The 25,480-nt window shown below is 71.1% G+C and carries 34 protein-coding genes; 20 read left to right on the top strand and 14 right to left on the bottom strand.

What is annotated here, in order from left to right; genetic code table 11:
* Nucleotides 1-2: 2 nt before the first annotated feature.
* Entirely contained in the window at nt 3-1,061 is a 1,059-nt protein-coding gene (locus tag IE287_RS30260) for a hypothetical protein (RefSeq protein WP_189852423.1), read from the top strand.
* Between the two features lie 236 nt (nt 1,062-1,297).
* Here IE287_RS30260 and IE287_RS30255 read toward each other — a convergent pair whose 3' ends face one another.
* The 6 genes from IE287_RS30255 to IE287_RS30230 form a co-directional block, all read right to left on the bottom strand.
* Nucleotides 1,298-1,756 (bottom strand): hypothetical protein, encoded by a 459-nt coding sequence (locus IE287_RS30255; protein WP_189852422.1) that lies wholly within the window; start codon nt 1,754-1,756, stop codon nt 1,298-1,300.
* Nucleotides 1,753-3,420 (bottom strand): hypothetical protein, encoded by a 1,668-nt coding sequence (locus tag IE287_RS30250; RefSeq protein WP_189852421.1) that lies wholly within the window; start codon nt 3,418-3,420, stop codon nt 1,753-1,755. The genes IE287_RS30255 and IE287_RS30250 overlap by 4 nt, the downstream gene beginning before the upstream one ends.
* Nucleotides 3,421-3,478: 58 nt before the next feature.
* Entirely contained in the window at nt 3,479-4,861 is a 1,383-nt protein-coding gene (locus IE287_RS30245) for a hypothetical protein (RefSeq protein ID WP_189852420.1), read from the bottom strand.
* Nucleotides 4,861-5,517 (bottom strand): hypothetical protein, encoded by a 657-nt coding sequence (locus IE287_RS30240; RefSeq protein ID WP_189852419.1) that lies wholly within the window; start codon nt 5,515-5,517, stop codon nt 4,861-4,863. The genes IE287_RS30245 and IE287_RS30240 overlap by 1 nt, the downstream gene beginning before the upstream one ends.
* Nucleotides 5,518-5,767: 250 nt before the next feature.
* The gene (locus IE287_RS30235) at nt 5,768-6,205 is read right to left on the bottom strand and encodes a hypothetical protein (protein ID WP_189852418.1); all 438 of its coding nucleotides are present in this window, start codon (nt 6,203-6,205) and stop codon (nt 5,768-5,770) included.
* Nucleotides 6,205-6,834, bottom strand: a complete 630-nt coding sequence (locus IE287_RS30230; RefSeq protein WP_189852417.1) for a hypothetical protein — start codon at nt 6,832-6,834, stop codon at nt 6,205-6,207. Before IE287_RS30230 ends, IE287_RS30235 begins: the two co-directional genes overlap by 1 nt.
* 248 nt (nt 6,835-7,082) lie before the next feature.
* Here IE287_RS30230 and IE287_RS30225 point away from each other — a divergent pair, with 248 nt between their 5' ends.
* From IE287_RS30225 to IE287_RS39200, 7 genes are all read left to right on the top strand, one after another.
* Nucleotides 7,083-7,535 (top strand): hypothetical protein, encoded by a 453-nt coding sequence (locus tag IE287_RS30225; protein WP_229883824.1) that lies wholly within the window; start codon nt 7,083-7,085, stop codon nt 7,533-7,535.
* Between the two features lie 65 nt (nt 7,536-7,600).
* Nucleotides 7,601-7,792 (top strand): hypothetical protein, encoded by a 192-nt coding sequence (locus tag IE287_RS30220; protein ID WP_189852416.1) that lies wholly within the window; start codon nt 7,601-7,603, stop codon nt 7,790-7,792.
* Nucleotides 7,793-7,812: 20 nt separating this feature from the next.
* Nucleotides 7,813-7,941, top strand: coding sequence for a hypothetical protein (locus tag IE287_RS39205; protein ID WP_268255005.1), 129 nt, complete (start codon nt 7,813-7,815; stop codon nt 7,939-7,941).
* On the top strand, nt 7,938-8,906 hold the full coding sequence (locus IE287_RS30215) for an ATP-binding protein (RefSeq protein WP_189852415.1): 969 nt from the start codon (nt 7,938-7,940) through the stop codon (nt 8,904-8,906). The genes IE287_RS39205 and IE287_RS30215 overlap by 4 nt, the downstream gene beginning before the upstream one ends.
* Before the next feature lie 233 nt (nt 8,907-9,139).
* Complete coding sequence (locus IE287_RS30210) at nt 9,140-9,451, top strand: hypothetical protein (RefSeq protein ID WP_189852414.1); 312 nt, start codon at nt 9,140-9,142, stop codon at nt 9,449-9,451.
* Nucleotides 9,448-10,509 carry a zeta toxin family protein gene (locus IE287_RS30205; RefSeq protein WP_229883823.1) on the top strand — a complete coding sequence of 354 codons (1,062 nt, stop codon included), beginning with the start codon at nt 9,448-9,450 and terminating at the stop codon, nt 10,507-10,509. The genes IE287_RS30210 and IE287_RS30205 overlap by 4 nt, the downstream gene beginning before the upstream one ends.
* Before the next feature lie 285 nt (nt 10,510-10,794).
* Nucleotides 10,795-10,926 carry a hypothetical protein gene (locus IE287_RS39200; RefSeq protein WP_268255004.1) on the top strand — a complete coding sequence of 44 codons (132 nt, stop codon included), beginning with the start codon at nt 10,795-10,797 and terminating at the stop codon, nt 10,924-10,926.
* A gap of 292 nt (nt 10,927-11,218) precedes the next feature.
* Here the strand turns inward: IE287_RS39200 and IE287_RS30200 are convergent, their stop codons facing one another.
* On the bottom strand, nt 11,219-12,283 hold the full coding sequence (locus IE287_RS30200; RefSeq protein ID WP_189852413.1) for a zeta toxin family protein: 1,065 nt from the start codon (nt 12,281-12,283) through the stop codon (nt 11,219-11,221).
* Nucleotides 12,280-12,573, bottom strand: a complete 294-nt coding sequence (locus tag IE287_RS30195; RefSeq protein WP_189852412.1) for a hypothetical protein — start codon at nt 12,571-12,573, stop codon at nt 12,280-12,282. The genes IE287_RS30200 and IE287_RS30195 overlap by 4 nt, the downstream gene beginning before the upstream one ends.
* Before the next feature lie 990 nt (nt 12,574-13,563).
* Here IE287_RS30195 and IE287_RS30190 point away from each other — a divergent pair.
* The 4 genes from IE287_RS30190 to IE287_RS30175 all read left to right on the top strand — a co-directional run bounded on the left by IE287_RS30190 (nt 13,564) and on the right by IE287_RS30175 (nt 16,388).
* Nucleotides 13,564-14,289: a helix-turn-helix domain-containing protein gene (locus IE287_RS30190; RefSeq protein ID WP_189852411.1), complete on the top strand. Its 726-nt coding sequence runs from the start codon at nt 13,564-13,566 to the stop codon at nt 14,287-14,289.
* Nucleotides 14,290-14,326: 37 nt separating this feature from the next.
* Complete coding sequence (locus tag IE287_RS30185; RefSeq protein WP_189852410.1) at nt 14,327-14,743, top strand: hypothetical protein; 417 nt, start codon at nt 14,327-14,329, stop codon at nt 14,741-14,743.
* A 177-nt stretch (nt 14,744-14,920) separates the two neighbouring features.
* The gene (locus IE287_RS30180; RefSeq protein ID WP_189852409.1) at nt 14,921-15,727 is read left to right on the top strand and encodes a hypothetical protein; all 807 of its coding nucleotides are present in this window, start codon (nt 14,921-14,923) and stop codon (nt 15,725-15,727) included.
* The gene (locus tag IE287_RS30175) at nt 15,678-16,388 is read left to right on the top strand and encodes a hypothetical protein (RefSeq protein WP_189852408.1); all 711 of its coding nucleotides are present in this window, start codon (nt 15,678-15,680) and stop codon (nt 16,386-16,388) included. Before IE287_RS30180 ends, IE287_RS30175 begins: the two co-directional genes overlap by 50 nt.
* Before the next feature lie 9 nt (nt 16,389-16,397).
* On the opposite strand, the gene IE287_RS30170 is transcribed toward IE287_RS30175, so the two are convergent.
* Both IE287_RS30170 and IE287_RS30165 read right to left on the bottom strand, forming a co-directional pair.
* The gene (locus IE287_RS30170) at nt 16,398-17,318 is read right to left on the bottom strand and encodes a hypothetical protein (protein ID WP_189852407.1); all 921 of its coding nucleotides are present in this window, start codon (nt 17,316-17,318) and stop codon (nt 16,398-16,400) included.
* 190 nt (nt 17,319-17,508) lie between these two features.
* A complete protein-coding gene (locus IE287_RS30165; protein WP_189852406.1) occupies nt 17,509-17,766 on the bottom strand; it encodes a hypothetical protein in 258 nt (85 codons plus the stop codon).
* 353 nt (nt 17,767-18,119) lie between these two features.
* Between IE287_RS30165 and IE287_RS30160 the strand changes: the two genes are divergently transcribed.
* From IE287_RS30160 to IE287_RS30140, 5 genes are read left to right on the top strand one after another with little or no spacing between them, the layout of a single operon-like run.
* Nucleotides 18,120-19,358 (top strand): serine/arginine repetitive matrix protein 1, encoded by a 1,239-nt coding sequence (locus IE287_RS30160; protein WP_189852405.1) that lies wholly within the window; start codon nt 18,120-18,122, stop codon nt 19,356-19,358.
* A complete protein-coding gene (locus IE287_RS30155) occupies nt 19,355-19,963 on the top strand; it encodes a hypothetical protein (RefSeq protein ID WP_189852404.1) in 609 nt (202 codons plus the stop codon). The genes IE287_RS30160 and IE287_RS30155 overlap by 4 nt, the downstream gene beginning before the upstream one ends.
* Nucleotides 19,960-20,310 (top strand): hypothetical protein, encoded by a 351-nt coding sequence (locus tag IE287_RS30150; protein ID WP_229883822.1) that lies wholly within the window; start codon nt 19,960-19,962, stop codon nt 20,308-20,310. The genes IE287_RS30155 and IE287_RS30150 overlap by 4 nt, the downstream gene beginning before the upstream one ends.
* Nucleotides 20,307-20,486, top strand: a complete 180-nt coding sequence (locus IE287_RS30145; RefSeq protein ID WP_189852403.1) for a hypothetical protein — start codon at nt 20,307-20,309, stop codon at nt 20,484-20,486. Before IE287_RS30150 ends, IE287_RS30145 begins: the two co-directional genes overlap by 4 nt.
* Entirely contained in the window at nt 20,483-20,995 is a 513-nt protein-coding gene (locus IE287_RS30140) for a DUF6420 family protein (protein ID WP_189852402.1), read from the top strand. Before IE287_RS30145 ends, IE287_RS30140 begins: the two co-directional genes overlap by 4 nt.
* 100 nt (nt 20,996-21,095) lie before the next feature.
* On the opposite strand, the gene IE287_RS30135 is transcribed toward IE287_RS30140, so the two are convergent.
* A complete protein-coding gene (locus IE287_RS30135; protein WP_189852401.1) occupies nt 21,096-22,103 on the bottom strand; it encodes a recombinase family protein in 1,008 nt (335 codons plus the stop codon).
* A 179-nt stretch (nt 22,104-22,282) separates the two neighbouring features.
* Here IE287_RS30135 and IE287_RS30130 point away from each other — a divergent pair, with 179 nt between their 5' ends.
* On the top strand, nt 22,283-22,594 hold the full coding sequence (locus IE287_RS30130; RefSeq protein ID WP_189852400.1) for a hypothetical protein: 312 nt from the start codon (nt 22,283-22,285) through the stop codon (nt 22,592-22,594).
* A gap of 4 nt (nt 22,595-22,598) precedes the next feature.
* Here the strand turns inward: IE287_RS30130 and IE287_RS30125 are convergent, their stop codons facing one another.
* Genes IE287_RS30125 through IE287_RS30115 form a run of 3 tightly spaced genes read right to left on the bottom strand, consistent with a single transcriptional unit; the run spans nt 22,599 to nt 24,186 of the window.
* Entirely contained in the window at nt 22,599-23,099 is a 501-nt protein-coding gene (locus IE287_RS30125) for a signal peptidase II (RefSeq protein ID WP_031186433.1), read from the bottom strand.
* The gene (locus tag IE287_RS30120; RefSeq protein WP_189852399.1) at nt 23,096-23,800 is read right to left on the bottom strand and encodes a cation diffusion facilitator family transporter; all 705 of its coding nucleotides are present in this window, start codon (nt 23,798-23,800) and stop codon (nt 23,096-23,098) included. The genes IE287_RS30125 and IE287_RS30120 overlap by 4 nt, the downstream gene beginning before the upstream one ends.
* Nucleotides 23,797-24,186, bottom strand: coding sequence for an ArsR/SmtB family transcription factor (locus IE287_RS30115; protein ID WP_027756749.1), 390 nt, complete (start codon nt 24,184-24,186; stop codon nt 23,797-23,799). Before IE287_RS30115 ends, IE287_RS30120 begins: the two co-directional genes overlap by 4 nt.
* Before the next feature lie 48 nt (nt 24,187-24,234).
* On the opposite strand from IE287_RS30115, the gene IE287_RS30110 reads away from it, so the two are divergent.
* A complete protein-coding gene (locus IE287_RS30110; protein ID WP_078627924.1) occupies nt 24,235-24,864 on the top strand; it encodes a class I SAM-dependent methyltransferase in 630 nt (209 codons plus the stop codon).
* A 5-nt stretch (nt 24,865-24,869) separates the two neighbouring features.
* Nucleotides 24,870-25,466, top strand: a complete 597-nt coding sequence (locus tag IE287_RS30105) for a methyltransferase family protein (RefSeq protein ID WP_189852398.1) — start codon at nt 24,870-24,872, stop codon at nt 25,464-25,466.
* Nucleotides 25,467-25,480: the final 14 nt, after the last annotated feature.

Below are 25,480 nucleotides of genomic sequence, written 5' to 3'. Positions count from 1 at the left end.
CCGTGCCCCGCAAGAAGCCCTCCCGCCTCGAACTCGCGCTCACCGTCGAGGTCGAGAGATACGGGCACACGGTGACGCCCACGCAGCTGGAACGGTGGAGGCAACGACTGTGGCTGCCCAGGACGAAGTACTGGCGCGACTCCGACGGGGCCATCCGGCCCGAGGTCGTGAAACGGACCATCGAGCTGGCCATGCTCTCGGCCCAGGGACGCCGTATCGGCTGGGCCGGATGGGTCTTCTGGGCGATCGACGACACCCCGCAGAGCGCCGCACGCCTGCGGGACGCTCTGCTCGCGGCACTGAAACGGCCTCTGGAACGAGCGGGGGTCGACATCGGGCAGGTACCCGACGGTGATTCCGACGAGGCGTTCGACGCACGAGAACAGATCGCGGCCCGGCTGCTGAGGAACCGGCACTCCCCGCGGCAAGACTTCGACGGAACGCTGCGTGCCGGCGCGGCTGAGGCGGGCTTCGAGCTCCCCCCGTCCCGCTCGGTCCCGAACCTCTTCCACCCAGCCCTGACCGTACCCGGCGCCCGGATGATGGTCGGCGGAGTCGGGGATGTCGGGTTCGAAGGCCTGATGGAGTCCTGGGAGGCCACGTGGCCGGAGGGCACGGAGACGTTCGACCGCGTGCGTGCCGCTCACCGCGAGGCCGCGCTCGCCGGCGTCGATCTGATGGCGCAGTCACCCATGGCGGCCGGGCTGCTCGGCCTGATGCGGGCCGTCGAGCAGGCCGACGACGGATTGCTGTGCTCGGCGGTTCGCGCGTGCACCAAGGCCTCCGGCACGCTGGCGATACTGCTGAGCAAGGCGGTAGGGAACCCGGAGATCGTCCGCCAGCTGATGAACCACGTGATGTGGGATCAGTGGGCCCGCGTCGGCGGCATCGTGCCAGCCGGAGCCGCGGGTGAGGCCGCCATCGCCCTCAGCGCCGTGCAGTACCTCCTGATACCCGGCTGGTCCGACGACCTGTACCGCTACCAGGCCTTCATGGACGGCCTGCTCCACCATTCGCCACAGGTACGCCCTTTCAGCCGCGAAGCCGCCGAAGAAGCCTGACGGGGCGGACCGGACATCCGGCCGTGCGATCGGGAAAGGTTGAGGTCGGTGGGCGGTGTCTGTGGCGGGGACCGGTGGTCGCGGGGGCCTTCGCCGGCCCCCGGACCCCCGCTCCCCCGGCACCGCCCGGCGCGGTCAGGTCGTGGGTGGTGTCTGCCGCTCGCGCCGGTCGGCGCCGGGGCCGGGACTTCGGCTGCGGGCCGAGATCCGACCCCGGGAAGGGGCGAAGGTGGGCGTCAGAGTGGGAGGCAGCCGACGCTGAGGTGCCAGTACGGGCCGCCGTAGGGCCCGAGATGGCGGCCGAGGGTTGTCATCTCGGCGTCGGGCAGGCCAGGCGAGACGATCAGGGAGATGCTGCCGCCGCCGTACCGGGCCAGGGCCGCCCACCGGTGGATACGCGGGTCCGAGGGGATCACGATGCGTGCGGCGCTCTCCTCGCACAGGAGCTGGATCGTCACCCGCCCATCGTTCTCCAGCGTCCAGCGCGCCTGCGAATCGGCGGCACGGGCGACCTCGTCCCGGGGGGCCAGACCGTAGCGAGTGACGAAATCCTTCACCTCCACCTCGTCCACGTCCGGCTCCACGACCAGAACCAGCGCGGCGAGCACCGTGCCGTCGGTCATCGGCAGACCGGTCGGCACGGCCACCACCGGCGGCGTCCCCTCGTACAGCGTGCCGCCTAACTCTCTCGTCACAGTCCGATCCCTTCGGTTGCGTTGTCCTCCCACTTGTCGCCTTCGTCGACGTACTCCCAGAAGACGGGGGAGTTCTTGGCCCAGCCGCCCTGGGTGCGCAGCTTTTCGACGCGCTTGTCCTTGCGGCGGCCGGTGGTGACGAGCCCTCGGCGGGCGGAGTGACCGGTGATCCGCCGTCCCGTCAGGCCCGCGTACTTCGCGGAGCGGGTGAGTGCCCGGCCGCAGCCGTCGGGGGACAGCCGCTTGGTGCTGAGGTTGCCCCACTGGTCGACGCCCAGGAACGCCGGGCCGTCGGGGGCTGCGCCGGCGGCGAGCTTCGCCTCCAGCCATGCGTTCCAGCAGCGGACCGGGCAGGTGTCGAGGTTCTCGCCGTAGGCGACGACCACATCGCGGGCGGGGCGGCCCTTCACGGAGGGGACGTGGACCTCCAGGCCCTCGGCGACGAGCCGGATGTGGCTGTCGTCGAGCTTGCTCATCTCGCCGTTGCGGCCCGCGACGGCGAACCGGAGGGTGTGCAGAGCGCGGTCCCGCAGCCGGGCGAGCTCCGGCACGACCAGGACCCGGGACCGGGAGGCGGCCGGATCCGTAGGCCGCTGCACCTTCACCGGAGCGGTGTTCATCTTCTTCAGGTCGGCCGGAGTGATCGCGGCGGCCTTCCCGCGTCCGCGCTTCTGCCGCTCCTCGTCCAGCTTCAGCGGCTTGAGTGCCTGGGTGGCGGCCGCCCGGGCCTCCTTGGGGACGGTGTAGCCGTACCGGCGAGCCTCCGAGCAGACGCCGGTGACCCGGCGCTCGATCGAGCTCGGAGCGGCTTCCTTGATCTCGTCCAGCCACGTCACGAATCCGACGAAGGTACCGACGTCGATGTCGCTCAGCTGGAGACGGACGCCGGTCTGCTGCTCCAGCCACTGGTGGAACTCGACCCACAGCGCCCAGTCCCGCGCGTATCCGGTCTTCGTCTTGTGCGGCCGGTCGTTGTACAGCTTCTCGGCGGCCTTCTTGTTCATCGCGGCCAGCACGGCGGCCGCCGGGTCGTGCGCGGCGACCTCGCCCGCGCCGTCGACCGGGCCGTCCTCGACGAGCTCAGCCTCCACCACCTCGTCCTCGGCCTCCGGCGCGGGGTCCCCGGCGGGCCGCCCGGATACGGGCAGGACCTCGGCGTCGACCTGCTCGTCTTCCTCCTCCGGCACCCGGACGCGGTCGAGGGAGGCCGGGGTGGGCGGCAGGGACAGGCCCAGGGCGGCGGCGCGCTCCGGGTGGGCTTGCTTGGCGGCGTTGAGCCGGGCCTGCTGCTCCAGGGCGTGCCGGTACTCGGCGTCGAGGAGCTGGTCGGCGACCGTGCGGTAGGCGGTAGCGGGGCCCTGGTTGGACAGGCCGCAGCCGGGGCACACCATCCGGGCGGCCGCCGCCGGGCACGGCGACTCGGTGGCGCAGCGCACGCAGGTGTGGGTGGTGGTCGCGGGCAGGACGTCGGCGAGCGTGATGGCGTGCCGGTGCCCGCACGCCGCGCAGCGCACCCGCGCCGCCACGGTCCAGTCGACGGTGCCGTCGCCGCGCGTCGCGTACTCGGCGGAGTCCGGTTGGGTGACCAGGTCGCACGACGGGCAGCGGGTGAACGGGGAGAACCGGCCGCCCGATGCCGCGGTGCGCGCGAGGATCTCGCTCACGACCGCGTTCCGAGGAACGACGGGGCGGTGAGGGCCGGGCTATCGGCCTGATCGGTGTTCATTGCGGCTGGTGCTCCTTGGTCTCGGTGCTCTGGACGGCCGCTTCGGCGGCCAGTCGGTGGGGGTGCAGGCGCCGTACGAGGGAGCCGCCCGCGAGCTGGTCGGTGAGCCACCAGGCCAGTTCCGCATACGGCGCCCCCGGCTCGGGGACTTCCCGCGCCAGCGTCCGGGCCCAGGCGCGGCGCTCCTTCGGCGCCGGGCCGCGCCGTTTGCGGGGTGTCCCGACCGCCGCGGCGTACAGGCGCACGGCGTCGTCGTCGAGCCCGTGGACGCCGGTCTGCGCGGGAGGCACGAGCCGGGGGTCCGCCCACTCGGCCGGGTCGTCCGCGGCGGGCAGCACGGCGAGCGGGTCGACGCCGCCGACCGCCGCGTTGAAACCGCGCAGGGCGGCGGCGGCCCAGGCGCGGGCGGCCTCGGTGAGCAGCTCCTCCAGGCGCGCGGTGTCGGCGGCGGCCTGCTCGGCGCGCTGCCGGGCGGTGTCCTGCCACAACAGGGCGCGGTCGGCCCGCAGCCGGGCGGCTTCGTCGGGCAGAGCCCGCAGGTACCGCTCGCGCTCCTGGGCGGCGAGCCCGGTGGCGGCGGGCGGCTGCGCCTCGGCCTGCGCCGCCTGGTGCTGGTCGCGGGCTTCCTTCCAGGCGGCGGCCAGTGCCCGGCGGGTGCGGGCGAGGCGTGCGAGCCGCGTGTCCGCCTCGGCCGGCCAGGGCTCGGCCCGGGCGCCGTCGGGGTGGGGCGCGGTCACGTTCGGGTGCGCGGCGGCGTGGGCGGCGTACTGCTGGCGGTAGAAGTCCTTGCCCCGGTCGGTGATGCGGTAGCCGCTGCCGGGCGAGACCGATTCCGCCAGCGGCGGCACGTGCTTTTTGATCAGCACGTTCTCGATGGTCGGGGAGTGGCCCCAGGGCAGGATCCCGCCTCGGGTGTCGGCCCTCCACAGCATGGCCAGGACCTCCCAGGACCGCTCACCGAGCGAGGCCTTGCGCGGCCCGCCGGGGGTGTCGGCGGTTCCTGCCCGCGCCGCCGCCCGTCCGGCGCGGGTCAGCCGTACCTGGTGCATGAACCCGAAGGTCGTCGGGCGCGCATCGCGTTCGAGCAGTCCGCGGGCGGCCAGGGCCGCGACGGTCGAGCCGTTGCCCTGGTTGTCCCAGCCCCTGCTCGCCAGCCGCTCCTGCATCAGGGTCCAGCCGAACGCCCGGCGGTCGCCGGGCTCGTGCGCGAAGTCGATGGTCCGCCATTCCGAAGCGGGCCGGTCGTCCCACTCCCCGCGGGCAGCGCTCCGCCGGCGGCTTGTTTCGGCCCCCTGGTCGAGCTCGAAGACAACGGCCAGCGTGCCCTGCTGGCGGTCGTTCAGCTCCCGCCACGCCTCCAGCGCTTTGCCCGCTGCCATCAGCCCTCCTCGCCGGCCGTGCCATCACTCTGCTCGGCGGCGGCCGCGTCCAGCTCCGCCGCCACCCACTTCGCCGCCGCGGTGACGGAGGTGAACGGCTTCTCGCCGCTGTTCTTCGCCCACGTCGCGTAGCCGTAGCCGGACAGGCCCCGGGCGGGCGGGCGGAAGTCGGGGCCGACGCCCGCGTGCCAGACGGTGGCGCCGCGCTTGCCCCGCCCCTCGCTGATGAAGCCGACGATGTCCTCCTCCGCCAGCCGGTCGGCCTTCGTGCGGGAGCACAGGTACGCGCCGGGCGAGTCGTACCCCCGCAGGTCGAGCAGCGGCGGGCCGGGGTAGAGCCACAGCCCGGCCACCCGCTTCGGTGGCTGCCCATACCCGGTCCGCACCGTGCTGGTCGTCTCGACACGGTGCTCCTCCCCGCTGATCAGGTGCACCGTGCCGCACGAGCGGCACAGCACCCGCACGGCGATCCGGTCGTAGTGGTCGCGGTGGCCGCAGTCCTCGTTGGGGCAGGAGTGCTCGGGGCCGCTCCTGCGGGAGCGCCGCTTGTCGAAGACGGTCTGCTGGTCGATCTCCCAGGCGGGCTTGGCGCAGTCCGGCCCGTGGGTGAACGGGTGCCACTCCAGGTGGGCGGCGAGGGCGTCGGTACTGCTCATCGGGGCACCTCCGTGACGGGGTTGGGCAGGGGCTGGGCCAGCACCCACGCGCGGGCGACGGGGACGTTCAGCGGCATCGGTCAGTCCCCCGTTCGGGTGGAGGCGGCCCTGGCGAGGGCGGCGAGGTGATCGAAGTCGGCGTCGGTGAGCGGGCCTCCGTCGGGGCGGGCGTACTCGATTGTCGCGCGCGGTCGGCTTCGCACTGGGAACAGCTCAAGTTGGCTGGGGCGCACGGGAGTTGCAGTCGGGTTCACGCGCGCCTCTCCATGGCCTTCACGGCCGCCCGCATGCCCACGCGCTCCCGCTCGGCGGCTTCTTCCTCCGAACGGTCGGTGAACTCGGTAGAGCGCCAGCGGTTCGTGTCGTGCCCGGCCTCGCCCTGCCACGGCACGGCCGCCTTCACGAGCACGCTCCACGCGCACTTCAGCCGGTGCAACTCCTTCAGGTCGGCCTGCTTCCCGTACGCGCCGAAGTGCTCGTCGTCCAGGATGAAGTCCAGTGCCTTCCGGGCGTCCCACGCGGACTGCCGGACGAGGCCGCGCACGGTGCTGGCCATCCGGTGCTCGGCCGTCTCGGGTGGGTGGGCGGCGCGCTGCGCTTCGGCGTGGGAGTCGAGGAATGTCTCGATCGCGTCCACGTCCGCGTGGGTGATGTCGACGGTGTACCTGAGCTGCTGGTCCTGCTGCATCAGTGGTCGGTCCCTTCGGGGTTGCGGGGCGCGGCGGCGCAGCGGCGGGCGGCAGCGAGGGCGTCCTGCTCGGTGTACCGGTAGGGGCTGGAGCCGGTGAGGGAGGGGTGCTGCCAGCTGCTGCCGTCCCAGTGCCAGCCCTGGGTGCTGCCCTCGAACACGCCCCAGGACTCGGGGTGTTCGGCGCTGCGGGCGACGACGATGTCCTCGGCGGCGCCGTCGCGGGCCCGGGGGATGCGGTACTCGAAGACGGCGGGCTCCGCCGTCTCGTCCGGGCTTGCCGGCGCCTCTTCCTCGGTGTCGACGACCTCGCGGTACACCCAGCGCTCGTGGTCGAACCCCTCGACTCCCTTCCACTCTCTGGCGATGTTCACGAGGTCACCCCAGCTCCGCTGGATCGTGTGAGCGCGTTCGAGGTCCCAGTCGGGCCTCTCCTTCGCGTGGGCGATGGCCTCCTCGCCCAGCCGGTACTGGACGTTGTGGCTCACTACGTTGATCGCCGTGCGCAGGGCGTAGTGCGTGCGGTATGCCTGTTCGCTGGAGCCGATGTCGCTTTCGGGCATCTGAGCCCGCAGGAAGCTGACGAGCGAGTCCACATCGTTGAGGGTGACGTCTACCGTCCACCGCAACTTTTTAGCTTCGGACACTTCAGGACTGTCCTCTCGCTGGGCCGGTCCGGAGTGACCTGGCGTCAGGTCCGGTTTGTCGGCTCGGATATCGCACATTATCCGAGCCGATACGGACCGTGCCACTCCCGTCACTCGGACGAGTGCAGAAATCCGCCAATGTTCTCCCCGGTCTAGACGGAGGGATCCCCCGCGGTGCATGCTCCATGGAGAACGGGGAGAACCGGGCAAGAATCCGACGGAGGGATCCTGTGGAGATCATCATCAAGGGCGCGACCGAGGAGTTCGCCGAGAAGGTCATCCTCCTCGCCGCCCAGGAGAACGCGAAGCTGTCCGTCACCACCGTGCAGCCGGGCTGGACCGCCGACCGCGCCGAGCGCTACCTCCGCGACCTGACCGCCGGCGCGCGCCGGATGGCCGAGATGGTCATCGTGGAGGGCGACGGCTACCTCGACGCCGACCACCTCCGCCGCGTCGTCGGCGCCCTCAACGGCCCCGCCAACTCCCTGAAGCGGGCCGTCGACCGCGGCATCCGCAAGGGCTGGCTGCCGGAGGGGACCCCGGCGGCCATCTCGCCCGTCGCCGACCCCAACAACCCCTCCTGGCACCAGAACATCGCCTACCGGATGGACCAGGAGCTCGTCCCCGTCTTCCGCGAGGCGCTGCTCCGGATCAACGGCGCCCCGCCGGCGGCCGACTCCTGACTCACGGGCCGTGCACCGGTCCCTCCCCTCCTTCCCCCCTCATGCCTCAAGAGGAGTCGACACACATGGAAACCCTGGAAGCGGTCCTCTGGGCGCTCAAGGCGCTGCTCACCCTGGCCATTGCGTACGCCCTCGTCAAGAGGAATGCCGAGCGGATCACCTCCGGCACCATGGGCGGACGGACCGCGGCGATCGCCCTCGCTGAGATGGTCGCCGCGCTCGGCTTCATCTGGATCCTCTGGGTGGCCCTGCGCTGACCCGGCCCCCCTTCCCCGCCATGGCGCTTGCCCCGACGGTCGCGGTGGCCGCCGCGCTCCAGCGGCTGGCCGAGGACGACGACCACAACAACGGCACGGACAGCGACCCGCAGGTCGCGCCGGAGAACACCGGAAAGGCACAAGGATGAACGACTTCATGGGGAACAACCGGCCGCAGCTGGAACCCCGCCCTCTCTTCGTCGCCGTCGGGCCCGCCGGTTCGGGCAAGTCGACCGCCGCCGCCCGGTTCCCGGTAGACGTCGTGGTGTGCCTGGACGAGCTGCGCCGGGAGATCAGCGGGGGCAACCCGGGCGACCAGTCGATGACCCCGGTCGCCGTCGCCTGGCAGCACAACCTGCTGAACGAGCACCTGGCCGCCGGCCGCAGCGTGTTCGTCGACAGCACGAACGTAGAGCCGCACGTCCGCGCGGGCCTCCTGGACCATGCCCGTCGCCACGGGCGTCCGGCCTTCGCCCTGCGCTTCCCGGTCGACCTCGACACCTGCCTGGCCCGCAACGCGCAGCGGTCGGACGACCGCCGTGTCCCCGAGGCCACGCTGCGCTGGCAGCACGGCCTTGCCCGAGAGGCCACTGCGGAGGCCCTGCTCCGGGAGGGCTTCGCCGAGGTGCACGACCTGCCCGACATCGACCCCACATCGACAGCCGCCACCATGTCCATGGACGACGCTCTGGCCCCCGAGCGGATCGCGGATGCCGTCGCCGCACTGCGCAGGGCCCAGCAGGGCGACCCGGAGGCGTACGAGGACCTCGGCAGCTACTTCCCGGAGTACGAGGGCCTGGTGATGCAGACCGATCACGTCCGCTACCTCAAACTCGCCGCCCGCGCCGGTCTGGAGGCCACGCACCTCCTGATCATGCACATCGAGGCCGACACGTGGGGGGCGTCGGTGGACACCTACACCTCCGACCTCGGCAGGCCCCTCGCGTCCGTGAACCTCGGGGACTACCCCAGCAGGACCGAGGCGGTCCGGGAGACGGTGCGCGCCGCGACGGACAACGGATGGATGCTCGCCCCCGAGCACGAGTGGACCGACTACGACTGCGGCGGCGGGGAGATCCACATCCCGATCTACCCGCGGCCGGTCTCCGGGTGAGCGCGGCCGCCGGCGCGCCCGTGCCTGGACCGGGCGGGGCGGTACGCGTAAACGGTGCCCGGCGGGCCACCGCGCCGGCCCGGGGCTCCTCCTCACAACGAGGGGGCTCCCGTGCCGCAGCGCCTCAGTGATCCGTAAGAAACTGCCGAGGACCTGTCCGGCCAACACGGGAGAGAACCGTCCCGGCATGTCCCCCGTCCACCACAATGATCAGCGTCTTTGAGGAGGCCTGCATGACCACACCCAGCAACGGAATCTCCATCACGCACGCGTTGGAGCCGCATGACTGGTCCAACGAGGAGACGGCCGCGTACGAGGCCGCGATCGAGGCGGTGAACGGCGCGGTCGGCGCCTACAGCGCCCGCATCGCCGCCGAGGAGGCCAAGCCGCACCCCGACCAGGCGGTCATCAAGGAGGCGCGCGCCGCCCAGGCCCGGCTCGCCCGCGAGCGCGAGGAGCTGCGCTCCAGCGACCGGGAGCAGATCGCCAACGCCCGGAACCACTACGCGCGGCTCGCCCGCGAGGTCCGGGAGGGAACCGCGTGATCGACCCGGCCGAAGTCGAGCGCTACCGGTTACCGGAGGCGGAGAACCAGCGGATCTTCCGCGAGCGGATCGTCCCCGACCTCCTGGAGGGACGCACGCCGCAGGAGACACCCACCGTGGTCTTCCTCGTCGGCCAGCCCGGCGCCGGCAAGAGCAAGGTGACGGAGATGGTCGCGACCGCCCTCAACCGGCACGGCGGGTTCGCGGACATCGACAGCGACCTCTACAAGCCCTACCACCCGGCCTACGACGAGCTGATGGCGCAGGACGACACCCTCATGGCCGCCTACACCCGGGCCGACGGGCGGGCCTGGATGGCCCAGGCCGAGGAGTACGTCCGCTCCCACGGGCTCCACGCGATCATCCAGGAGACCTCGCAGAACGCGCAGGCCGTGGAGGACAAGATGCGGGCCTACCGGCAGTCCGGCGCCCGGATCGAGGGCCTGTTCATGGGTGTGCCGAAGGCGCTCAGCGACCAGGGGATCGTCAACCGGTACTTCGAGCAGCTCGCCGACCGCGGGCAGGGACGCCTCACCGTCCAGGCCAACGCCGACGAGTCCTTCGAGGGCACCCTCGACCTGGCCGACCGCGTCGACCGAGGCGCCCTGGTCGACCTGGCGAGCGTCTACCGCCGCGGCGAGAGCAAGCCCCGCTACACCAACAGCCTGGACGGCACCGGGCAGTGGACGGCCCCGCCGGCCCTGCGGGACGCGGTCGAGACCGAACGTACCCGCCCTCTTGCCGCCGCGGAGAGCACCGGCTTCGTCGAGACCCAGCTGCGGCTGCGCGAGGCCAGCCGCGGGCTCGGCGGGGAGTGGCCGGAGCGGATGGCCCGGATCGAGCAGAGCGCGGCCCCGATCCTGCTGCCCGCCGACGCCCAGCGCCTCACCCCGCCGGCGGCCCGGCCGTCCGCCGCGGCCGCCCGGTCCCGCAGCACCACCGCCGCCCGAAAGCCGGGCCAGGCTAAGCGCGGTCCGGCCCAGGACCCCGGCTCCAGGCAACAGCCGCACCAGCACCGGTCAGACGGGCCCGAGACCGGGCGCGGACGAAGCCGGTGACTCCAACGCTGGCGCTTTCGGCAGTGGGCCCGGCCTGGACGGCCGGGCCCACTGCTTTTCACGAACCTGAGCTCCCCGCCGATAAGTCACCCATCCGGACGTATATTTTTCAGCAATCACTCATCCGCGCACTTCCACTCGGATAGGCTTCAGTTCCTGCATACCCCGAGTTTACGGACGGACTTGTGCTGCCTTTCATAGTGGCGGCCCGGAGGAACCACCCCCCGGCCCGCCGCTACGAGGGACCGCGCGGTGCGGCCCTCTTGAGGGGGAAGGAGACAGCTCATGTCTTCCGCGCAGGATGGTGGCGGTGGCGGAGACCGGCGGAAGCGGGTCAAAGCCCTTGTCGTGCAGGCCCTGAAGCTGTTCGGCCCGTACGTACCGCTGCTCGTCTTCTTCCTGGAGAAGACGATGTAACACCGTCCGGGCCCGTCGGAAGCGAGCCCGGACGGCGGTCGAGGCCCGTCGCGAAAGATTGCGTCGGGCCTCGGCTGCTTACATTCGGAGGACCGGCAATCTAGTTTGCTGCGGCGGAATATTCAATTGAGCTGCAACCTAGCGTACTAATCAGTGCGCTAAGCGGTGCCACTAATGTACACATCGAAAGCTCAATAAGCAGCACGCTCTAACAATCGCAGCACCATAAATGTTGCCCGTATGGCCCCGATTTGGGGTCATACGGCACATGTTCTCGGCGGCTACAGGGGCTCTACCGACCCATGCCCTGGCGGCGCTGCGGGTCAGGACCGGCTGCTCGCGGTGCAGCCCCGTGGCGCGGAGTGCCGACCGGCCCTCGGGCCGCGGTGGTGGACCGGCTGCGTGCGACGACGGCGCGCACCGAGGGCGCCGCCGCCGGCCAGAGCGTTCCCAGGGAACGCTGCACCGCTGCCTCGGCCGCCGGGTGGACCAGCGGGCGGGCGAGCTCGGCGATCGCCCCCAACTCGCGTCGGGCCGCCTCCCGCATCTCGGGCGGCAGAGCCTCGATCCGTTGAAGCGTCCGGCTCGTCCCGGAGGCGAACACGCGCGTCTCCTGCTCGGTCCAGGTCCTGTTCCGCTCCCCCGTCACGGCCTCCGGGGTGCCCGGTTCCTTCAGCCACCGGCCGTCGACGGTCAGGTGGTTGCTGTAGACGACGCTCGCGTCGCGGCGCACGACGAACACCGCGTTGGCCAGGAGCTCGGCGTCCAGGCGGCCGGTCGCCCGTACGACTCCCTGGTAGCAGGCGTCGTGGATGTCACGGTCGATCATCCGGCCCTGGCCGAAGGCCTCGACCTGCTGGAGGTAGCGGTCCAGAGCGCCCCACCGGCTGACCGCTTCGTGGACAGCGACCACGGGCACTTCCACCCGGTAGTTCGCCGCGCGGAGCCGGGCGGCGGGCTCCTCGAAGTCCCGTGGGTTGCGCATCGCGGACTCCAGCACGATGTCGAAGCCCTGCTGGATGGCGTAGGCCTCTGCCTTCTCCATCCAGCGGTGGCCGTCGATGCTGGTGTATGCGCCGGCGGTGGTGTCGTCCGCCACCATCAGCGCGTCGAACTTCGGGTGGTACGGCTTGTAGGTGTCGAGGTTGATGTTCACCGACCTGCCCCGGCCCGCGAGCGCACCCGTGGCCAGCGAGGTGATCGCGGTCTTTCCCGCACCGGTCTGCCCCGAGACGATGATGGCCAGCGGCCGTTGCTGAGGGGTGCCGTCCAGTGTCTGAGGGACGATCCGCTCACGGAAGATCCGCTCGTTCTCGGCCTCCGACAGGACGTACAGGGTCCGGTCGACGTCCGTCACCGCAGATCCCGGAGGCGAGCGAGCTCCTGGGTGCACTCGGCCGTGACCGCGTCCACCGTCGCTCGATCGGCCGGACTGAGGTCAGCTCGCCTGGCAGCCCACGCGCCCTGCTCCTCGCCGAGGATGCGGGCCCGCTCCGTGTCGCCGGCTTCTTCCGCCTCTGCGATCAGGCGGGAGTAGGCGCCGACCACGTGATGGGTCCCTTCCAGGGCGACCTCGTAGGCGGTTCCGTCCTCCGCCGACCATGTGGCCTCTCCCATGCCGGCCAGTACCGAGTCGTGCTCTGTCACGGGCGTACTCCTGTCCTGAAGCTCTGCAGGGTGCCGCGGAGTCGTGTCGCGGCAGGACGTACCCCGACTCTGCCAGACGGCGAGGCGGAGCAGAACGTCCATCGTGGTCAACGAATCCGGCGCGGCGAAGTCCCGCGGCTGCTTCCACGAAGGGGCAGACGACGGTCCCTCTTGTCGGTCGTCACCTCCAGGCCGTAGCCGTGGGGGCCAGCCCCCCGGACCCCCCGCCGGGGGCACCTGCCCACCGGACCCCCGCCAGCGCCCGGGGCGCGCTGGACCGCCCACACTTCAACTGATGAAGGGCTGCCGCCTGTCCTCAAGTGGTCAGGCCCCTCCGCAAGCTCCGGGACCTGACCACTTGACCGGCAGGGCCCGGGGGGCCCTGCCTGGACAGTTGCCATCGAATGGGGGGGTGCTGATGCGAGTGGGTGGTGGGGGGAGCCCCCCGAGCCGAGTTCCCCGGGTGCAGCTGCTCGGGGGTGACCTTTGCTCAGCGTCGGTATCCAGCCTCCGGATTGGGGTCGCGGGGAAGGCTGAAGCGACGGACGGAGCCTGGGCTGCCTCGGGTCTTCGGTGGTTCTTTAATAAGAGACGCCGCGCCTTGCAGTCCTCTGAACTGCACTTTTTCCGGGGAAACCTGCTCCAGACGCTACATTTTAGGGTTGAAGTTGTTAAGGGGGCGGACACATTCGACCCCAAAAGTTTGGCAGGGCCGAACTTTCCTGGAGGCTCTCAAGGTGGCGGCATTTCCGCTGGTCAGAGCGTTGTCCACAAGACGCCCCGGGGGCGTCAGCCTCCAGCGAGGTGTAGCGCCCTAGGGCTACGCAAAGTTCGGCAAGACTGAACTTTCGGTGCCTCCACGCACCGAAAGTTCAGAAGGAGCGAACTTTCGGTGCCGCGTTGAGCGCGATGTTCGAGGCCGCGTCGAAAGTAAGGCAGGGCTGAACTTTCGGGATAGGGTCGGACCGCCTGAGTAACAAGGAGGTCTACGTGTCACCTGACTCGCCGTCGCGCAAGCCGCGCCGGCCCCGCGCAGTGCCGCCGTCCAGCTCGTCAGCCGACCTCGTCGGCGAAGAGCTCCTGAACATGCTCGGCCAACAGCTCGGCCACACGCTCCAGCAGGCCGTCGACTCCCAGAGCCGCGGGCGCAAGCTGAAGAAGGTCACCGCCGAGTACGCGGATACGCCTGGCGCCGTGCACAACATGGCCGGCCCCAACGGCTACAGCATCGCGTCCAACTGGTTCACCCAGCGCATGGCCCAGCTCCTGGTCGCGAACGCGATCACCGGACGGCAGCTCGCGGTCTTCCTGTACGTCGCCGGCGGCCAGAAACTCGGAACCGGCATCACCGAGTACACCCAGCAAGAGATCACCGACGGCCTCAACGAGCTCGCCGTTGCGCAGCCGGGCACCCGTAAGGTCTCGCGCCCCACCGTCAACCGCGCGGTCAACCGCCTCTGCGAGATCGGATGGCTGGAGCACGCCGGGAACGGCCGGATCCGCCTCAACGTGCACCTGTGGTTCAGCGGCAACAGCACCGCCCAGCGCGAGGTTCTCGCCGAGATCACCCGGAGCCTCCCCCCGGATGCCGACCCGGCGGAGCACTTCCCGAACCAGATCGGACCGCCCCTCATCCACCACCAGGAAGAGTTTGACCTGGACCTCGGCGACCTGGAGACCCAGGCGCCGGCACGCTCGCGGAGGCGAACAGGATGACCCCGATACGACGACCCGACACGGAAGGACGAAGCTGATGGCACTTCCCGTGATGTCCCCCCTCGTCTCCGAGCGCATCTGGGCCCTTCCCATCCGGCCCCCATCGGTCAAGTTCCTGCTGTACCTGGTCTTCCGCAGCGAGAACGGCGGCGCGCTGCCCAGCCAGCGCGAGATGGCCCTGGAGTACAAGGTCTCCCCCGCGACGGTCAGCACGCTCCTGGCCCCGCTCTTCGACCTGGGCGTCGTGCTGCGCGGACGCTCCGAGGAACGCGGCGGCAACCGCTACCGGCTCCACCCGCTCGCGGCCAAGTACGACTCGATCGAGTCCATGAACGCCGCCTTCGCGCAGGCCCTGGAGGACATGCGGGCCGGCCGCCTGGCCATGCTCGACATCCCCGAGTACCAGACCGCACCACCCGCCGAAGGGCCCCCTCAGCTGCGCAGCATCGCCTGAACAAGACGGAGGCCCCCACCGTTGGTGGGGGCCTCCGTGCCTGAGTAACAAGCATTGGCCATCACTATACCGACCTGCTCGTGCGGCCACGCCTCGGCGAGCCGTCTCACATGCCTCCCCTGAGGGCGTGCGTCTGGCACGCTCGCCCTGCGAACAACAGGGACAAAGGTGTACTGAATGAGCGAAACACCGCGGATGTGGGCCAGCGCGGACCGCTGGGTGAAGTGCCTGATCTTCTGGGGCCCCTTGCTGGGTGCGGGGCTGGCGGCACTTGGCTACTTGGGCGAGCAGGCGAGCTTCTGGGACGACCACCCTGTCGGGACCAATTTGTACTCCAGTCTGATCGCCTTCTCCGTCGGGGCCCCCTTCGCCTTGTTGGTGTTGTCTTGGCTCAGTGATCGCCAGGCCCAGACGGTTGCCCGAGACATGGCCTTCCAGCAGGCCCGAAAGGCAGCCAGACTGTTCGCGGAGACCCTGACGAAGAACTTCCAGGTAGACACCCCTGAGGCCTGCCGCAGAGGGCTGACCGATTTGGTGCGTGAGTGTCGGAGCTTCCGGATGGAGACGGGCTCGCAGCCTCGACGCCATGTCAGCTACACCACGGAAGGCTTGGCAGCCAAGGTGGACAAGATCAACCGCGCCCTTGAGGTAGTTCTCAGCGTTCCGGCCCGGGGGTCACAGCAGAAGGTGTGGTTCGCCGAACTCACGATGCACTGGCGGCAGCTGAGCACGGCGATCATGCCCTACCTGGACGAGGTCGCCTTCGCTCCAGACCGGCCTGTGCGGATCGAGGGTGCCCTGGCACGGCTGACGGCCGTCAGCGAGACGCCGTTCCTGCAGATGACCGCTAGTAGCGCCACGGGGGTAGAGGTGGAGCGGCTCCGAACGAAGGCAAAGACGATGATGGACGCGGCGGAACAGCTGCAGTACCTGCTTGGCCAGCTGGATGATCTCGAACGGATTGCCGCGCAAGCCGGACGATGAGGGGCCGCACTCGAAGCTCGGCCGTTACGCCTGGCTGTTGGGGGCTGGGGATGATGGTGTCGTGAACCAGCGAGATCTTGAAGTGACGCTTGCGGCTGCGCGAGCGGTGGGGGCATGCCCTCCGGGCGAGGAAGCGGCTTGGGCCGAGAGAGTCCGGGCTCAGGCGGTCGAGCTCTACGTCCTGGCGGACACGGTGGGGCAGGACTTTCAGCGGTTGGACGAGGCCCGGCAGTTCACGGCGACCCTCTTGGCGGTGAAGGTCGAGGCGAGCAGCACCCGCGGGGTGCTGGTCGTGCGCAACGGGTCCGGGGAGGTCGAGCGGCTGCGGACCGACCGCGGAGACACGGACGCGGGGCGGGCGATGATCGAGCGGGCTCGCGGTCTGGTGGCGCACCGACTGCGGGTGTACCGGCTCAACGAGCAGATGGCGGGGACGCCGACCCGTCAGGTGCGGACCGTGGTGCACCTGGCGGACCGGGGCGTGGACACCGACCCGATCCCGGTGAACAGCGCGAAGGACAACGTTCTGACGCTGGCCGACGGAGACACAGAGCTGGCCCGCCGGGCGTGGCTGGACGGTGACCTTCCAGAGACGGGCTCGGTCAGCCCTCTGCAGCTCGCCAGCGTGCTGGAGAGGCTTCCCCTGCCAGGGGCCCGCTGACGTCTGTTCCTACGCGGGCGGGGCGTCCTGAGGCGGCTCGGCGGGGCAGAACTGCTCCAGGAGGAGCGGGCTGCCGAGGACGGTCGCGGTGAGCTTGCGGTGGGCGGATTCGAGGGTGCGGATGGTGGCGGGCAGTCCGGCCGGCGGGGCCGGTGCGTCGCCGCGCGGGCGGCCGGGGGCGGTGGTGACCCAGAGCTGGTGGACGTCGCCGCCCTTCAGCTCCTTGAGGTGGCCGGAGGTCAGGGCCTGGTGGGTTCGAGCCCAGCGCTCCAGGGTGTGGAGGCCGGTTTCGTCGGTGATCGGGTGCCAGGTATCGCGGACGTGGATGCGCGGCGGCCGGTGGTCGAGGTCGAGGTCGTCGCGGCGCAGGGGATGGAGGGCGGCGAGTCCTTCGCCTGTGGCGAGCGCGGCGGCGATGACTGCGGCGGAGCGTTCCCAGGTGGTCTGGAGGATGCCGACAGGCTTGTGCTCGGTGAGCTTCTGGAGGGCGCGCCGGGCTTCGTCGGAGGTGAGCCGGGGGGCGAACTGTCCGGCCGGGGGGCGCAGGGCGAGCGGGCGGCCGTAGTAGGCGGAGAAGGCGTTGACCGTGGAGACTCGGGCGGCCATGGAGTTCTGGGAGGCCTCGGCGCGGGGGCCGCGGGAGCTGTTGCGGCGTCGGGTGTGCCCCTGGGCGGCGGCGTGCAGCCACCGGGCGACGTTCTCCTCCTCCAGGAGTGCGGCGGTGGTGACGGCGATGTGGGGGCGGTCGTGGGCTTCGGCGGTCCAGGCGAGGTACTCGTCGAGGAAAGCCTTGCGCTGGCGTCGGGTGGAGGCGGAGCCGAGCGAGGCGAGGAACGTGTCGACGGCCTGGGCGGCGCGGGTGGGGAACCGGCCGGTGAGGGCCTTTGCCGCTGCCGTGCAGGGGGTGGCCGGAGGGCGGGGGGTGTTCATCGGCTGCACTCTCCGCAGGACGGGACTCGACCGTCAGGGTACGCCGCTCCGTGCTGGCCTGGGGGCCCGGGCTGGCTGCCGGCTGGCCCGGGGCTACTTCGACCTTTGTCGTGCGGACGCCGGGCGGGTGGCGGCCGCGCGCTGTTCGGCCGCCACGCCGCTGGTGGAACGTCGCGCGTTCACGTTCGAATTAGGTGCGGGATCGCAGCACCGCGGCGTACGCGTAGTCGGCGGCATCGCTCAGGATCTCCCCCGCCTCGCCGTCGGGGATCATCACCCGGATCGACTTGGCCAGCTGGTCGGCGACGTCCTCCGCGGCGACCCCCGGGACGCTGCTGGGACGGGCCACCGGGACGCCGTCACGCAGCCGGTCCAGCAGCGGGACGAAGACGGCCTGCTCGTCGACGCGTCGGCGTAGTTCCGTCAGCAGCCGGGCGGCCGCCAGCATCCCCCAGGGCCACTGGCAGCGATCCCCGTACGACGAGTTCAGCGCCAGCTCCAGGCGGCGGCCGAAGACGTCCTGCCTCGCCGTGTCGGAGGCGAAGAGGTGGACGACGGGCGGGGGGGCCGGCGGTGATCGTGTCAGTGCTCATCGGGCCAGAATGCGCACTGCCCGCTGCCCGGCCGGGCCCATGTCACCCGTCCGGCCGGACGGGTGGAGCGAAAACCCTTCTTCGGGCGGCCTCGCGGAATCCTGTCCGTGATTCGCGGGCGAGGGTGGTCGCGTCGATAACCTCTCCTTATCCGACGCGATAACAGGGGTGAAACGGGCGTCGGTTGACCGGGAGGGGAACCGCACTGATGAGCGACTCCGAGGGCGCTGCCACCACTGAACCCAGCAAGACCGCCACGACGACGCCGGGAGAGATCGTCCCCAAACAGGACTCCCGCCGCGCGCGCCAGATGCGACGGCTGCAGCTCCCCGCCCCGCCCCGGCCATCAGGTCCCCCGCAGCTCGACTTCCCCCCGGTGAAGAACGGGCTCGACTACCTCGCCAGCGTCGTAAAGCATCTGGACGAGACCGAGTCCGAGGTGTCGCCCAGCGACGTGAAGTACGCCGTCCTCCACCTCCAGGCCGCGGTCGAGGTCCTCTTCAAGGCCCGTCTGCTCGCCGAACACTGGACTCTCGTCTTCACTCACCCCGGCGACGCCACCCGCAAGGCTCTCGACGACGCCACCCTCAAGAGCGTCACCCCGGAGCAGGCTGTCACCCGGCTGCAGAACATTGCCGGCGTCGAGATCTCCGACAAGGAGGCGATGGCCCTCAAGAGGCTGGCCACGGACCGCAACAAGCTCCAGCACTTCGGCTTCACCGACAATGCCCGCGCGGTCGAGGCCCGCGCCGGTGAGGTGCTCGACTTCCTCATCCGCTTCATCGACACCGAGCTGCAGCCCTACCTCGAACCTGCTGATCGGCTGGAGACAGAACTCGGGCTGAAGAATCTGCGCGAGGGGCTGGGCAACATCAACGCCTACGTCCAGCAGCGGATGAACCGGATCGGCAGCGAACTGCGCAAGCAGGGCGTCGAGAGCACCACAATCGAGTGCCCGGCCTGCGAGAACGTGACGCTGGTCCTGGACGAAGACCCCCCGGTACCACCGGCCGGCGGCGGCGCCTATGCCACCTGCCGCTTCTGCTCCAGCTTCTTCGAGCTCGGGGACCTGGCCATGCGCTGGCTTCCGCCGCTGTGGGATGCCCAGGGCGGCTTCGTGTACACCCACATCTGTCCCTGGTGCGATGCGGAGGCCCTCGGCACTGACGTCCGAGTCCGCAGCGAGTCCGAGCCTGTCTATTTCTGCTTCGCCTGCTCGCGCATCATCAAGGAGATCGCGCCCTGCGACGGGTGCGGCAAGTCGATGGACGTCTCGGTCTGGGGCGCCGTGCCGCTGTGCCAGCCGTGCGAAGACGCGCGGGAGCCCGACCCTGAGCCGGAGTACGAACTGCCCTACGAGGACCCGGCGGATTACGGCTTCGACGAAGGCGCAAAGCCTCCCGCCTACGAAAACAGCTGGTTCCTCAAGGAAGGAGACAAAGCATGAGCCGGACCCGACAGGCGTTCCTCCTCGGACGGCACCTGACGGAGGTCACCGGCGTCGCCGTGACCCTGGACTACGTCAGCGGCGCCGAGTGGAGCATGAACTGGCCCGACGGTCCGACGGACGACGAGATGCGCGCCCACCTGGACGAGGCCCTCACCAGTCACCGCTTCGCCGAGATGCGCGACCGGAAGGTCACCCCCCTGCGTGGGGAGACCTCCCGGTCCTGGGCGGCGCGGGCCATCGCCTCCCGCCGCGAGGGCACCCTCGCCACCGCCGTCGCCGAAGGCGCCGCCCACCGCCGACGCATGGGCGAGCGGCGGCTCGGCCCCCCGGACCCGCGCGCGACGCCCGAGTACTACGCCCTGCTGCGCCACGTCCAGGAGCTCCAGCGAACCACCTCCTATCCGGAGCGTGCGAGCGCGCCCGAGGACGAGCCGCTCATCGAGGACCTCCTCGCCGCCGCCACCCGCACCGACCAGCACGGACACCAGATCCGGCACGTCTCCAAGCACGACATGGCCCACGTGCTGCTCGCCGTCGAGCACGCACCCTCCGGGGACCAGCCGCCCCGGCTCGCCGTCGTCCCCGCCGTGGAGGAGGCGTGACGGCCACCGTCGAGGCGGCGGCCGGCCACCTCGACGAGCGGGAGGGCGCACCGGCGGTGCTGGGCCCGGCGGTCGCCGAGCGCCAGGCGCTCATCGAGCGGTCGGCCGAACGCCACGGCGTCGACGCCGCCCACCGGCTGGCCGAAGCCGAGGACCTGGCCGACGCCGTCGCCGCCGAGATCACCCCGGACAACACCGTCGACACCTACGACAAGAACTGGCGGGTGTGGGAACGGTTCTGCGCCGCCGCCTGGCTGCCGCAGCTGGAGGGCTCCTGGGGCTCCCTGGTGGCGTTCGTGACGTGGATGCCGCGCAACGTGCCCGCCGTCCCGGGCCCCCGCCCGTGATCCGGGCCCACCACCGCACCAAGGGCGGCGCCGCCCAGCTCGGCGCCGCCGGCCCCGGTCGGGCCGGACCGTTCGGCGTCTGGCCCGCCGATGACCACCAGGACGACGAGGACCAGGACGACGAGGACCAGGACCACGAACCCGCCGAAGAGGCGGGGGAGACGAGGACCGCATGACCACCGAGGACCACGGCGCCGCCGGCCCGTACATCGAGTACGACGGGCTGCCCGTCCTGCACGGGACGGAGGTGAAACTGCCGTTGATCCACCCGTACGCCCCGGTGCCCGCCTCCGGCCGCTACATCACGCCCGGCGGTGGGCGGCTGACCATCCGGAAGGCGGAGAAGAACGCCGTCCATCTGCGGATCACGCTGGACCACCTCGGCTGTCCCGCGCAGTGCACCGAGGAGAAGAACACCGCGTTCCGGCGGCTCGCGCTGGCCGCCGAGGGCTACTGCGTCGCCGCCGGGTGCCGCCACCATCCCGCGTTCTCGGACGGGGTGCTGCGCTGCTTCGAGGTGCGTACCGGCGTTGTCCCCCTCGCCGTGTTCGTGCGCGCCGTGCTCGCGGTCGAGCTGGGCGACCTCAGCCTCGCCGGCCGGCTCGTCGAGGAAGCCGAAGCCCGGTTCGGGCCCGTCCGCCGGGCGCAGGAACCGGACGTGGAAGACCAGGCGGAGGCTGGTTAGGTCTGTTGGAACCAACAGACCTAACCGCGGAGGGACGGGACCTGACCCGGCGGCCCTGTTCTCGTATAGCTACGGCGAAGTGACAAGTAGCTCTCTGTAGTCAGAGTGACGCTCGGTCAGGCTGAGGAGGGCGGGGTCCGGGGACCTCGCCGACCTGGAGGGCGGCGAAGTCGGCGTGGGCCTGCTCGACGGCTTCGGGGTACGCCGCGCGCTTGGCGTGTTCGGCGAGCGCCCGGTAGATGCTGGCGACGGAGGGGTTCTGTCCCTTGCGCTTGCCGGTGGGGATGATCAGGTCGGGCTGGATCTGCTCGACGGACTCGCCGAACGCCCGCCTGCGGAGCACGGTGTGGAGCATGTCGTCGGTGATGACCGGGGGCCGTCCGCCGTGCTTGCCCTTGCGGGCCGCGGTGTCGAGCCCTTCCAGCGTGGACTCGCGGATGTTCTCCCGCTCGGTCTCCGCCATCGCGGCGAAGAATGCGAACAGCAGCTTGCCCGGGCCGGTGGGGTCGTAGATGCCGGGCAGGGGTCCGGCGAGCATCTCCAGGATGAGGCCGTGGGCGGTGAGGTGGTCGGCGAGCGCGGTGAGTTCGGCGGCGTCGCGGCCGAGGCGCTTCATCTCGTACACCGTGAAGATGACCCGGCAGTGTGGGGCGTGCGCCTTGACCTCCCGCGCCGTCCGCAGCGCCTCCTCGAACCGGGGGCGGACCCGGACGCGGGTGCTGATCTTCTCGCTGAAGATCTTGTCTCTCGGGATGCCGTGCTTGCTGAGCGCGTCGAGCTGCGAGTCGAGTTCCTGTCCGAGGGTCGAGCAGCGCGCGTACCCGATGCGGATGTCGGCGCTCGGCAGATCTGTGTCGATCGGTGCCGGCGGCGGGGTGCCCGGCCGCCAGGGGCGCCCCGGGCCGCAGTCGGCCGGGGTCGGTACCCGCAGCGCCTTCTTCAGCCGGGGCACCAGGGTGAAGCGGCGGGTGTGGTAGGCGGAGGCGACCGCGCCGCCGCGCGAGCGGCAGGGCGAGCCGGGCTGTGCGTCGCACTTCGGACAGGTGTGCTGTTCGACGTCGTCCGCGTCCGACCGGTCGTTCGGCGAAGGCTGCTGAGGGTTCGTCACGGGCCCGGATTCTCGCACAATGCAAGTCTCAGAAGGGGGTCCGTCCCGCTTTTGAGTGAGAACGGGTTCTGCGAACGAATCCGGGATCGGCGGGGGTCTGGCGGTCCGTTCTCGATCTTGCTCGCGCAAAGGACCGTTTGTGAGAACGGTACGGCTCGGCGGCGCGCGATCCTGGAGGCATGGAGATCGAGATTCTGGTCGTGCCGGACTGTCCGAACGAGAAGCTGGCCGCCGACCGGCTGCGGCAGGCGCTGGACGACGTCGGACTGCCCGAGGTGGGCTTCACCGTGCGGGTGGTCGCCGACCAGGCGGAGGCGGAGCGGATCGGCTTCACCGGCTCGCCGACCATCTGTGTCGAGGGTCGCGATCCGTTCGCCGAGGCGGGGCGGGCGCCGGGGCTGGTGTGCCGGGTCTACCGCACGCCGGAGGGCCTGGCCGGCGCCCCCGGGCTGGATGACCTGCGGCAGATGCTGCGGCCCTCCGCGGGCTGACCAGCTACTCCGCCGGCCGGGTCTGGTCGGCCCGCCAGGACAGTGCCACGAGGAGCAAGCCGCCGCAGACGATGAAGACGTCGGCGAGGTTGAAGGTGGGCCACCATCCGGTGTGGAGGTAGTCGGTGACCTTGCCGTCCGGGGCGCGGTCGATGAGGTTGGCCGCGGCTCCGCCAAGGATGGCGGCCAGCGCCCCGCCCCACAGGCGGGAGGCTCCCGGCGCGGTGCGCCATAGCGCGGCGGCCACCGCGAGGGTGATGAGGCCGGTGACGGCGATGACGGTCCAGGCGGGGGCGTCGGCGGCGAAGGAGAACGCGACGCCGGAGTTGAAGGCGAGCTGAAGGTCGAGCGGTCCGCCGTCGATCGGAGAGCCCGGCAGGGCCTGCTGGGCCCATGCCTTGAGGCCGAGGTCGGCGCCCGCGAGGAGGACGGCCAGGGCCAGCAGCCCGGCCCGGCGCTTGACGGCGCCGGGCCGGGCTGCGGCCGTGGTGGTGGGGGCGGTCACTTGCAGCCGTCCGAGCAGGAGGACGCCTCGCCGGAGGCGGCGGGCTTGTCGTCGTCCTCGCAGCCGTCGTCGCAGACGAGTTCGCCTTCCCAGGCTTCCTTGCCCTCCATGATGGCGAAGGCGGCGATGACGAATCCGGCGACCGGGTCGAGCCAGGTCCAGCCGAAGAAGGCGAACGCGAGCAGGCCCGCGAACGTCGAGACGGACAGCCAGGCGCACAGCTTGGTCTCGGCGGCGTCCGCGACGACCAGGCGGGAGTTCATCTCCAGTCCGGCCTTGCGCTTGGCACGCGCCAGCCACGGCATGATCACGATGGAGACGCCGGTCAGGACGATGCCGACCAGGGAGGTGTCGGGCTTCTCGCCGCCGAACAGGTCGCGGATGCCCTCGACGGTGACGTACGCGGCGAGCGCGAAGAAGGTGAGGGCGATGAACTTCAGCGCTCGGCGTTCCTTGGCCTCGTCCGGCTCGCCGCCCTTGATCTCCGCCAGCAGCCGGACCAGGACCACCACCGCGGCGGCGACCTCGATGCCGGAGTCGATGCCGAACCCGATCAGGGAGACCGCCCCGGCGACCGCGCCGGCTGAGATGGCGATGATCCCCTCGATGACGTTGTAGCCGATGGTGAACTTCGCGTACCGCACGGCGCGGTGCGCGGCCGGCCCGGTGACGTCGGGGACGGTGGCGGGGGTGGTACTCATCGGGCGGACTCCTCGGCGGCCGGGGTGGTGGTTCCGTAGGTGGGGCACAGGTCGACGGCCTCGCCGGTCGCGGCGAGCAGCTGCTCGGCGGCGGCCAGCAGGTCCAGCAGCTCGGGGTGCGCCAGCGAGTGCAAGGTCGCGCGGCCCTGCGGCCGGGAGGTGATCAGGCCGCAGTCGCGCAGGCAGGCGAGGTGCGCCGAGACCGTGGACTGCGCCAGCCCCACACAGGCGACCAGGTCGGTGACCCGGGCCTCGCCCTCGGCGAGCCGTCGCAGGATCGCCAGGCGGGCCGGGTCGCCCAGCGACCGGAACAGGGCGACCGCCGCCGACGGCGCCCCGCACGAAGTGGTGGCCGAGGATGCGGCCTCCGTGCTATTCATCGTCATGGGACGATGATAGCCATCATCTCCGATGACATCTATGGGGGTCGTGTCATGCTGATGAACCGGATCGAGAAGGCGGCGGTCAACAATCCCGCCCGCCGGGCCCTGCAACGCTTCTACGAAGTCCCTGCCCTCATGCGGCTGGCCGGCGGCCCGCTGCCCTCAGGTTCCCGGGCGGTGGAGATCGGCTGCGGTTCCGGCTACGGCACGCGGATGATCCTCGACCGCTTCCGCGCCGCGAAGGTCGACGCGATCGACCTCGATCCCGGCATGGTGGCCAAGGCCCGGCGCCGTCTCGCGGACCGGCCGGGCCGGGTCCGCCTGGCCGTGGGCGACGCCACCGACCTCAAAGCGGCGTTCGACGCCGAGGACGGCACGTACGACGCGGCGTTCGACTTCGCGATCATCCACCACATCCCCGACTGGCGATCTGCCGTCGCGGAGATCGCCCGCGTGCTCAAGCCGGGCGGCGTGTTCGTCTTCGACGAGGTCACCGCCCACGCCCTGGCCCGCCCCTCCTACCAGAAGCTGTTCGTCCACCCCACCCGCGACCGCTTCACCGCCGACGAGTTCCTCGCCGAACTGCCCCGCCACGGCCTGACCGTGACGGGCGGGTTCACGAAGATCCAGGGCGACTACCTGCTCGGCGCGGCCCGCAAGCAGGACCCGGACCGGGGGTGAGGGCGATGCCCGCAGTGGCGCTGGTGCTGTTCGGCGTGTTCCTGCTGCTGGACGGCGGCGTGCGCATCGCTGTTCAGCGGCGCCGTACCGGGGAGAGCGGGGTGCGGCGCCCGGTGGGGGTCTTCCACTGGGTCGCGCGGCTGGCCAGTGCGCTCGGCGGTCTCGCCGCCGGCGTCGTGGCCCCGGTGGCAGAGCTTGCCGGTCTTCACCCGCTGCCCGCGCTGGACCGGCCCGCCCTGCGCGTGGCCGGGGCGGTGCTGGCCGCCGTGAGTATCGCGGCGGTCTTCGCGTGCCAGCTCGCCATGGGCGCCTCTTGGCGGACCACGGTCGACCCGGGTGAGCGCCCGGCGCTGGTCACCACCGGCCCGTTCCGGCTCGTGCGCAACCCGATCTACTCAGGGCTGACCGCGATGACCGCCGGGCTGGCCCTCGCCGTACCCAACGGCATCTCCCTGGCGGGCCTGGCCGCCATGGTCATCGGCAACGAGCTCCAAGTCCGCCGGATCGAAGAGCCCTACCTGGGGCGCATCCACGGCGTCGCCTGGCAGGAGTACGCAGCCCGTACCGGCCGCTTCGTGCCCGGCCTCGGCCGCCTGCGCTGACCCGCTGCCCGGTG

This window comes from Streptomyces omiyaensis (assembly GCF_014650895.1).
Classification (GTDB): domain Bacteria; phylum Actinomycetota; class Actinomycetes; order Streptomycetales; family Streptomycetaceae; genus Streptomyces; species Streptomyces omiyaensis.
This window is presented reverse-complemented; position numbering and strand designations above follow the sequence as displayed.

Excerpts from the sequence above, each read along its gene's own strand:
- IE287_RS30245 (WP_189852420.1), bottom strand. The coding sequence starts at position 4,861 with ATGGCAGCGGGCAAAGCGCTGGAGGCGTGGCGGGAGCTGAACGACCGC.
- IE287_RS30240 (WP_189852419.1), bottom strand. The coding sequence starts at position 5,517 with ATGAGCAGTACCGACGCCCTCGCCGCCCACCTGGAGTGGCACCCGTTC.
- IE287_RS30235 (WP_189852418.1), bottom strand. The coding sequence starts at position 6,205 with ATGCAGCAGGACCAGCAGCTCAGGTACACCGTCGACATCACCCACGCG.
- IE287_RS30220 (WP_189852416.1), top strand. The coding sequence starts at position 7,601 with ATGGAAACCCTGGAAGCGGTCCTCTGGGCGCTCAAGGCGCTGCTCACC.
- IE287_RS39205 (WP_268255005.1), top strand. The coding sequence starts at position 7,813 with ATGGCGCTTGCCCCGACGGTCGCGGTGGCCGCCGCGCTCCAGCGGCTG.
- IE287_RS30215 (WP_189852415.1), top strand. The coding sequence starts at position 7,938 with ATGAACGACTTCATGGGGAACAACCGGCCGCAGCTGGAACCCCGCCCT.
- IE287_RS30210 (WP_189852414.1), top strand. The coding sequence starts at position 9,140 with ATGACCACACCCAGCAACGGAATCTCCATCACGCACGCGTTGGAGCCG.
- IE287_RS39200 (WP_268255004.1), top strand. The coding sequence starts at position 10,795 with ATGTCTTCCGCGCAGGATGGTGGCGGTGGCGGAGACCGGCGGAAGCGG.
- IE287_RS30185 (WP_189852410.1), top strand. The coding sequence starts at position 14,327 with ATGGCACTTCCCGTGATGTCCCCCCTCGTCTCCGAGCGCATCTGGGCC.
- IE287_RS30180 (WP_189852409.1), top strand. The coding sequence starts at position 14,921 with ATGAGCGAAACACCGCGGATGTGGGCCAGCGCGGACCGCTGGGTGAAG.
- IE287_RS30170 (WP_189852407.1), bottom strand. The coding sequence starts at position 17,318 with ATGAACACCCCCCGCCCTCCGGCCACCCCCTGCACGGCAGCGGCAAAG.
- IE287_RS30165 (WP_189852406.1), bottom strand. The coding sequence starts at position 17,766 with ATGCTGGCGGCCGCCCGGCTGCTGACGGAACTACGCCGACGCGTCGAC.
- IE287_RS30160 (WP_189852405.1), top strand. The coding sequence starts at position 18,120 with ATGAGCGACTCCGAGGGCGCTGCCACCACTGAACCCAGCAAGACCGCC.
- IE287_RS30155 (WP_189852404.1), top strand. The coding sequence starts at position 19,355 with ATGAGCCGGACCCGACAGGCGTTCCTCCTCGGACGGCACCTGACGGAG.
- IE287_RS30140 (WP_189852402.1), top strand. The coding sequence starts at position 20,483 with ATGACCACCGAGGACCACGGCGCCGCCGGCCCGTACATCGAGTACGAC.
- IE287_RS30130 (WP_189852400.1), top strand. The coding sequence starts at position 22,283 with ATGGAGATCGAGATTCTGGTCGTGCCGGACTGTCCGAACGAGAAGCTG.
- IE287_RS30120 (WP_189852399.1), bottom strand. The coding sequence starts at position 23,800 with ATGAGTACCACCCCCGCCACCGTCCCCGACGTCACCGGGCCGGCCGCG.
- IE287_RS30115 (WP_027756749.1), bottom strand. The coding sequence starts at position 24,186 with ATGACGATGAATAGCACGGAGGCCGCATCCTCGGCCACCACTTCGTGC.
- IE287_RS30110 (WP_078627924.1), top strand. The coding sequence starts at position 24,235 with ATGCTGATGAACCGGATCGAGAAGGCGGCGGTCAACAATCCCGCCCGC.
- IE287_RS30105 (WP_189852398.1), top strand. The coding sequence starts at position 24,870 with ATGCCCGCAGTGGCGCTGGTGCTGTTCGGCGTGTTCCTGCTGCTGGAC.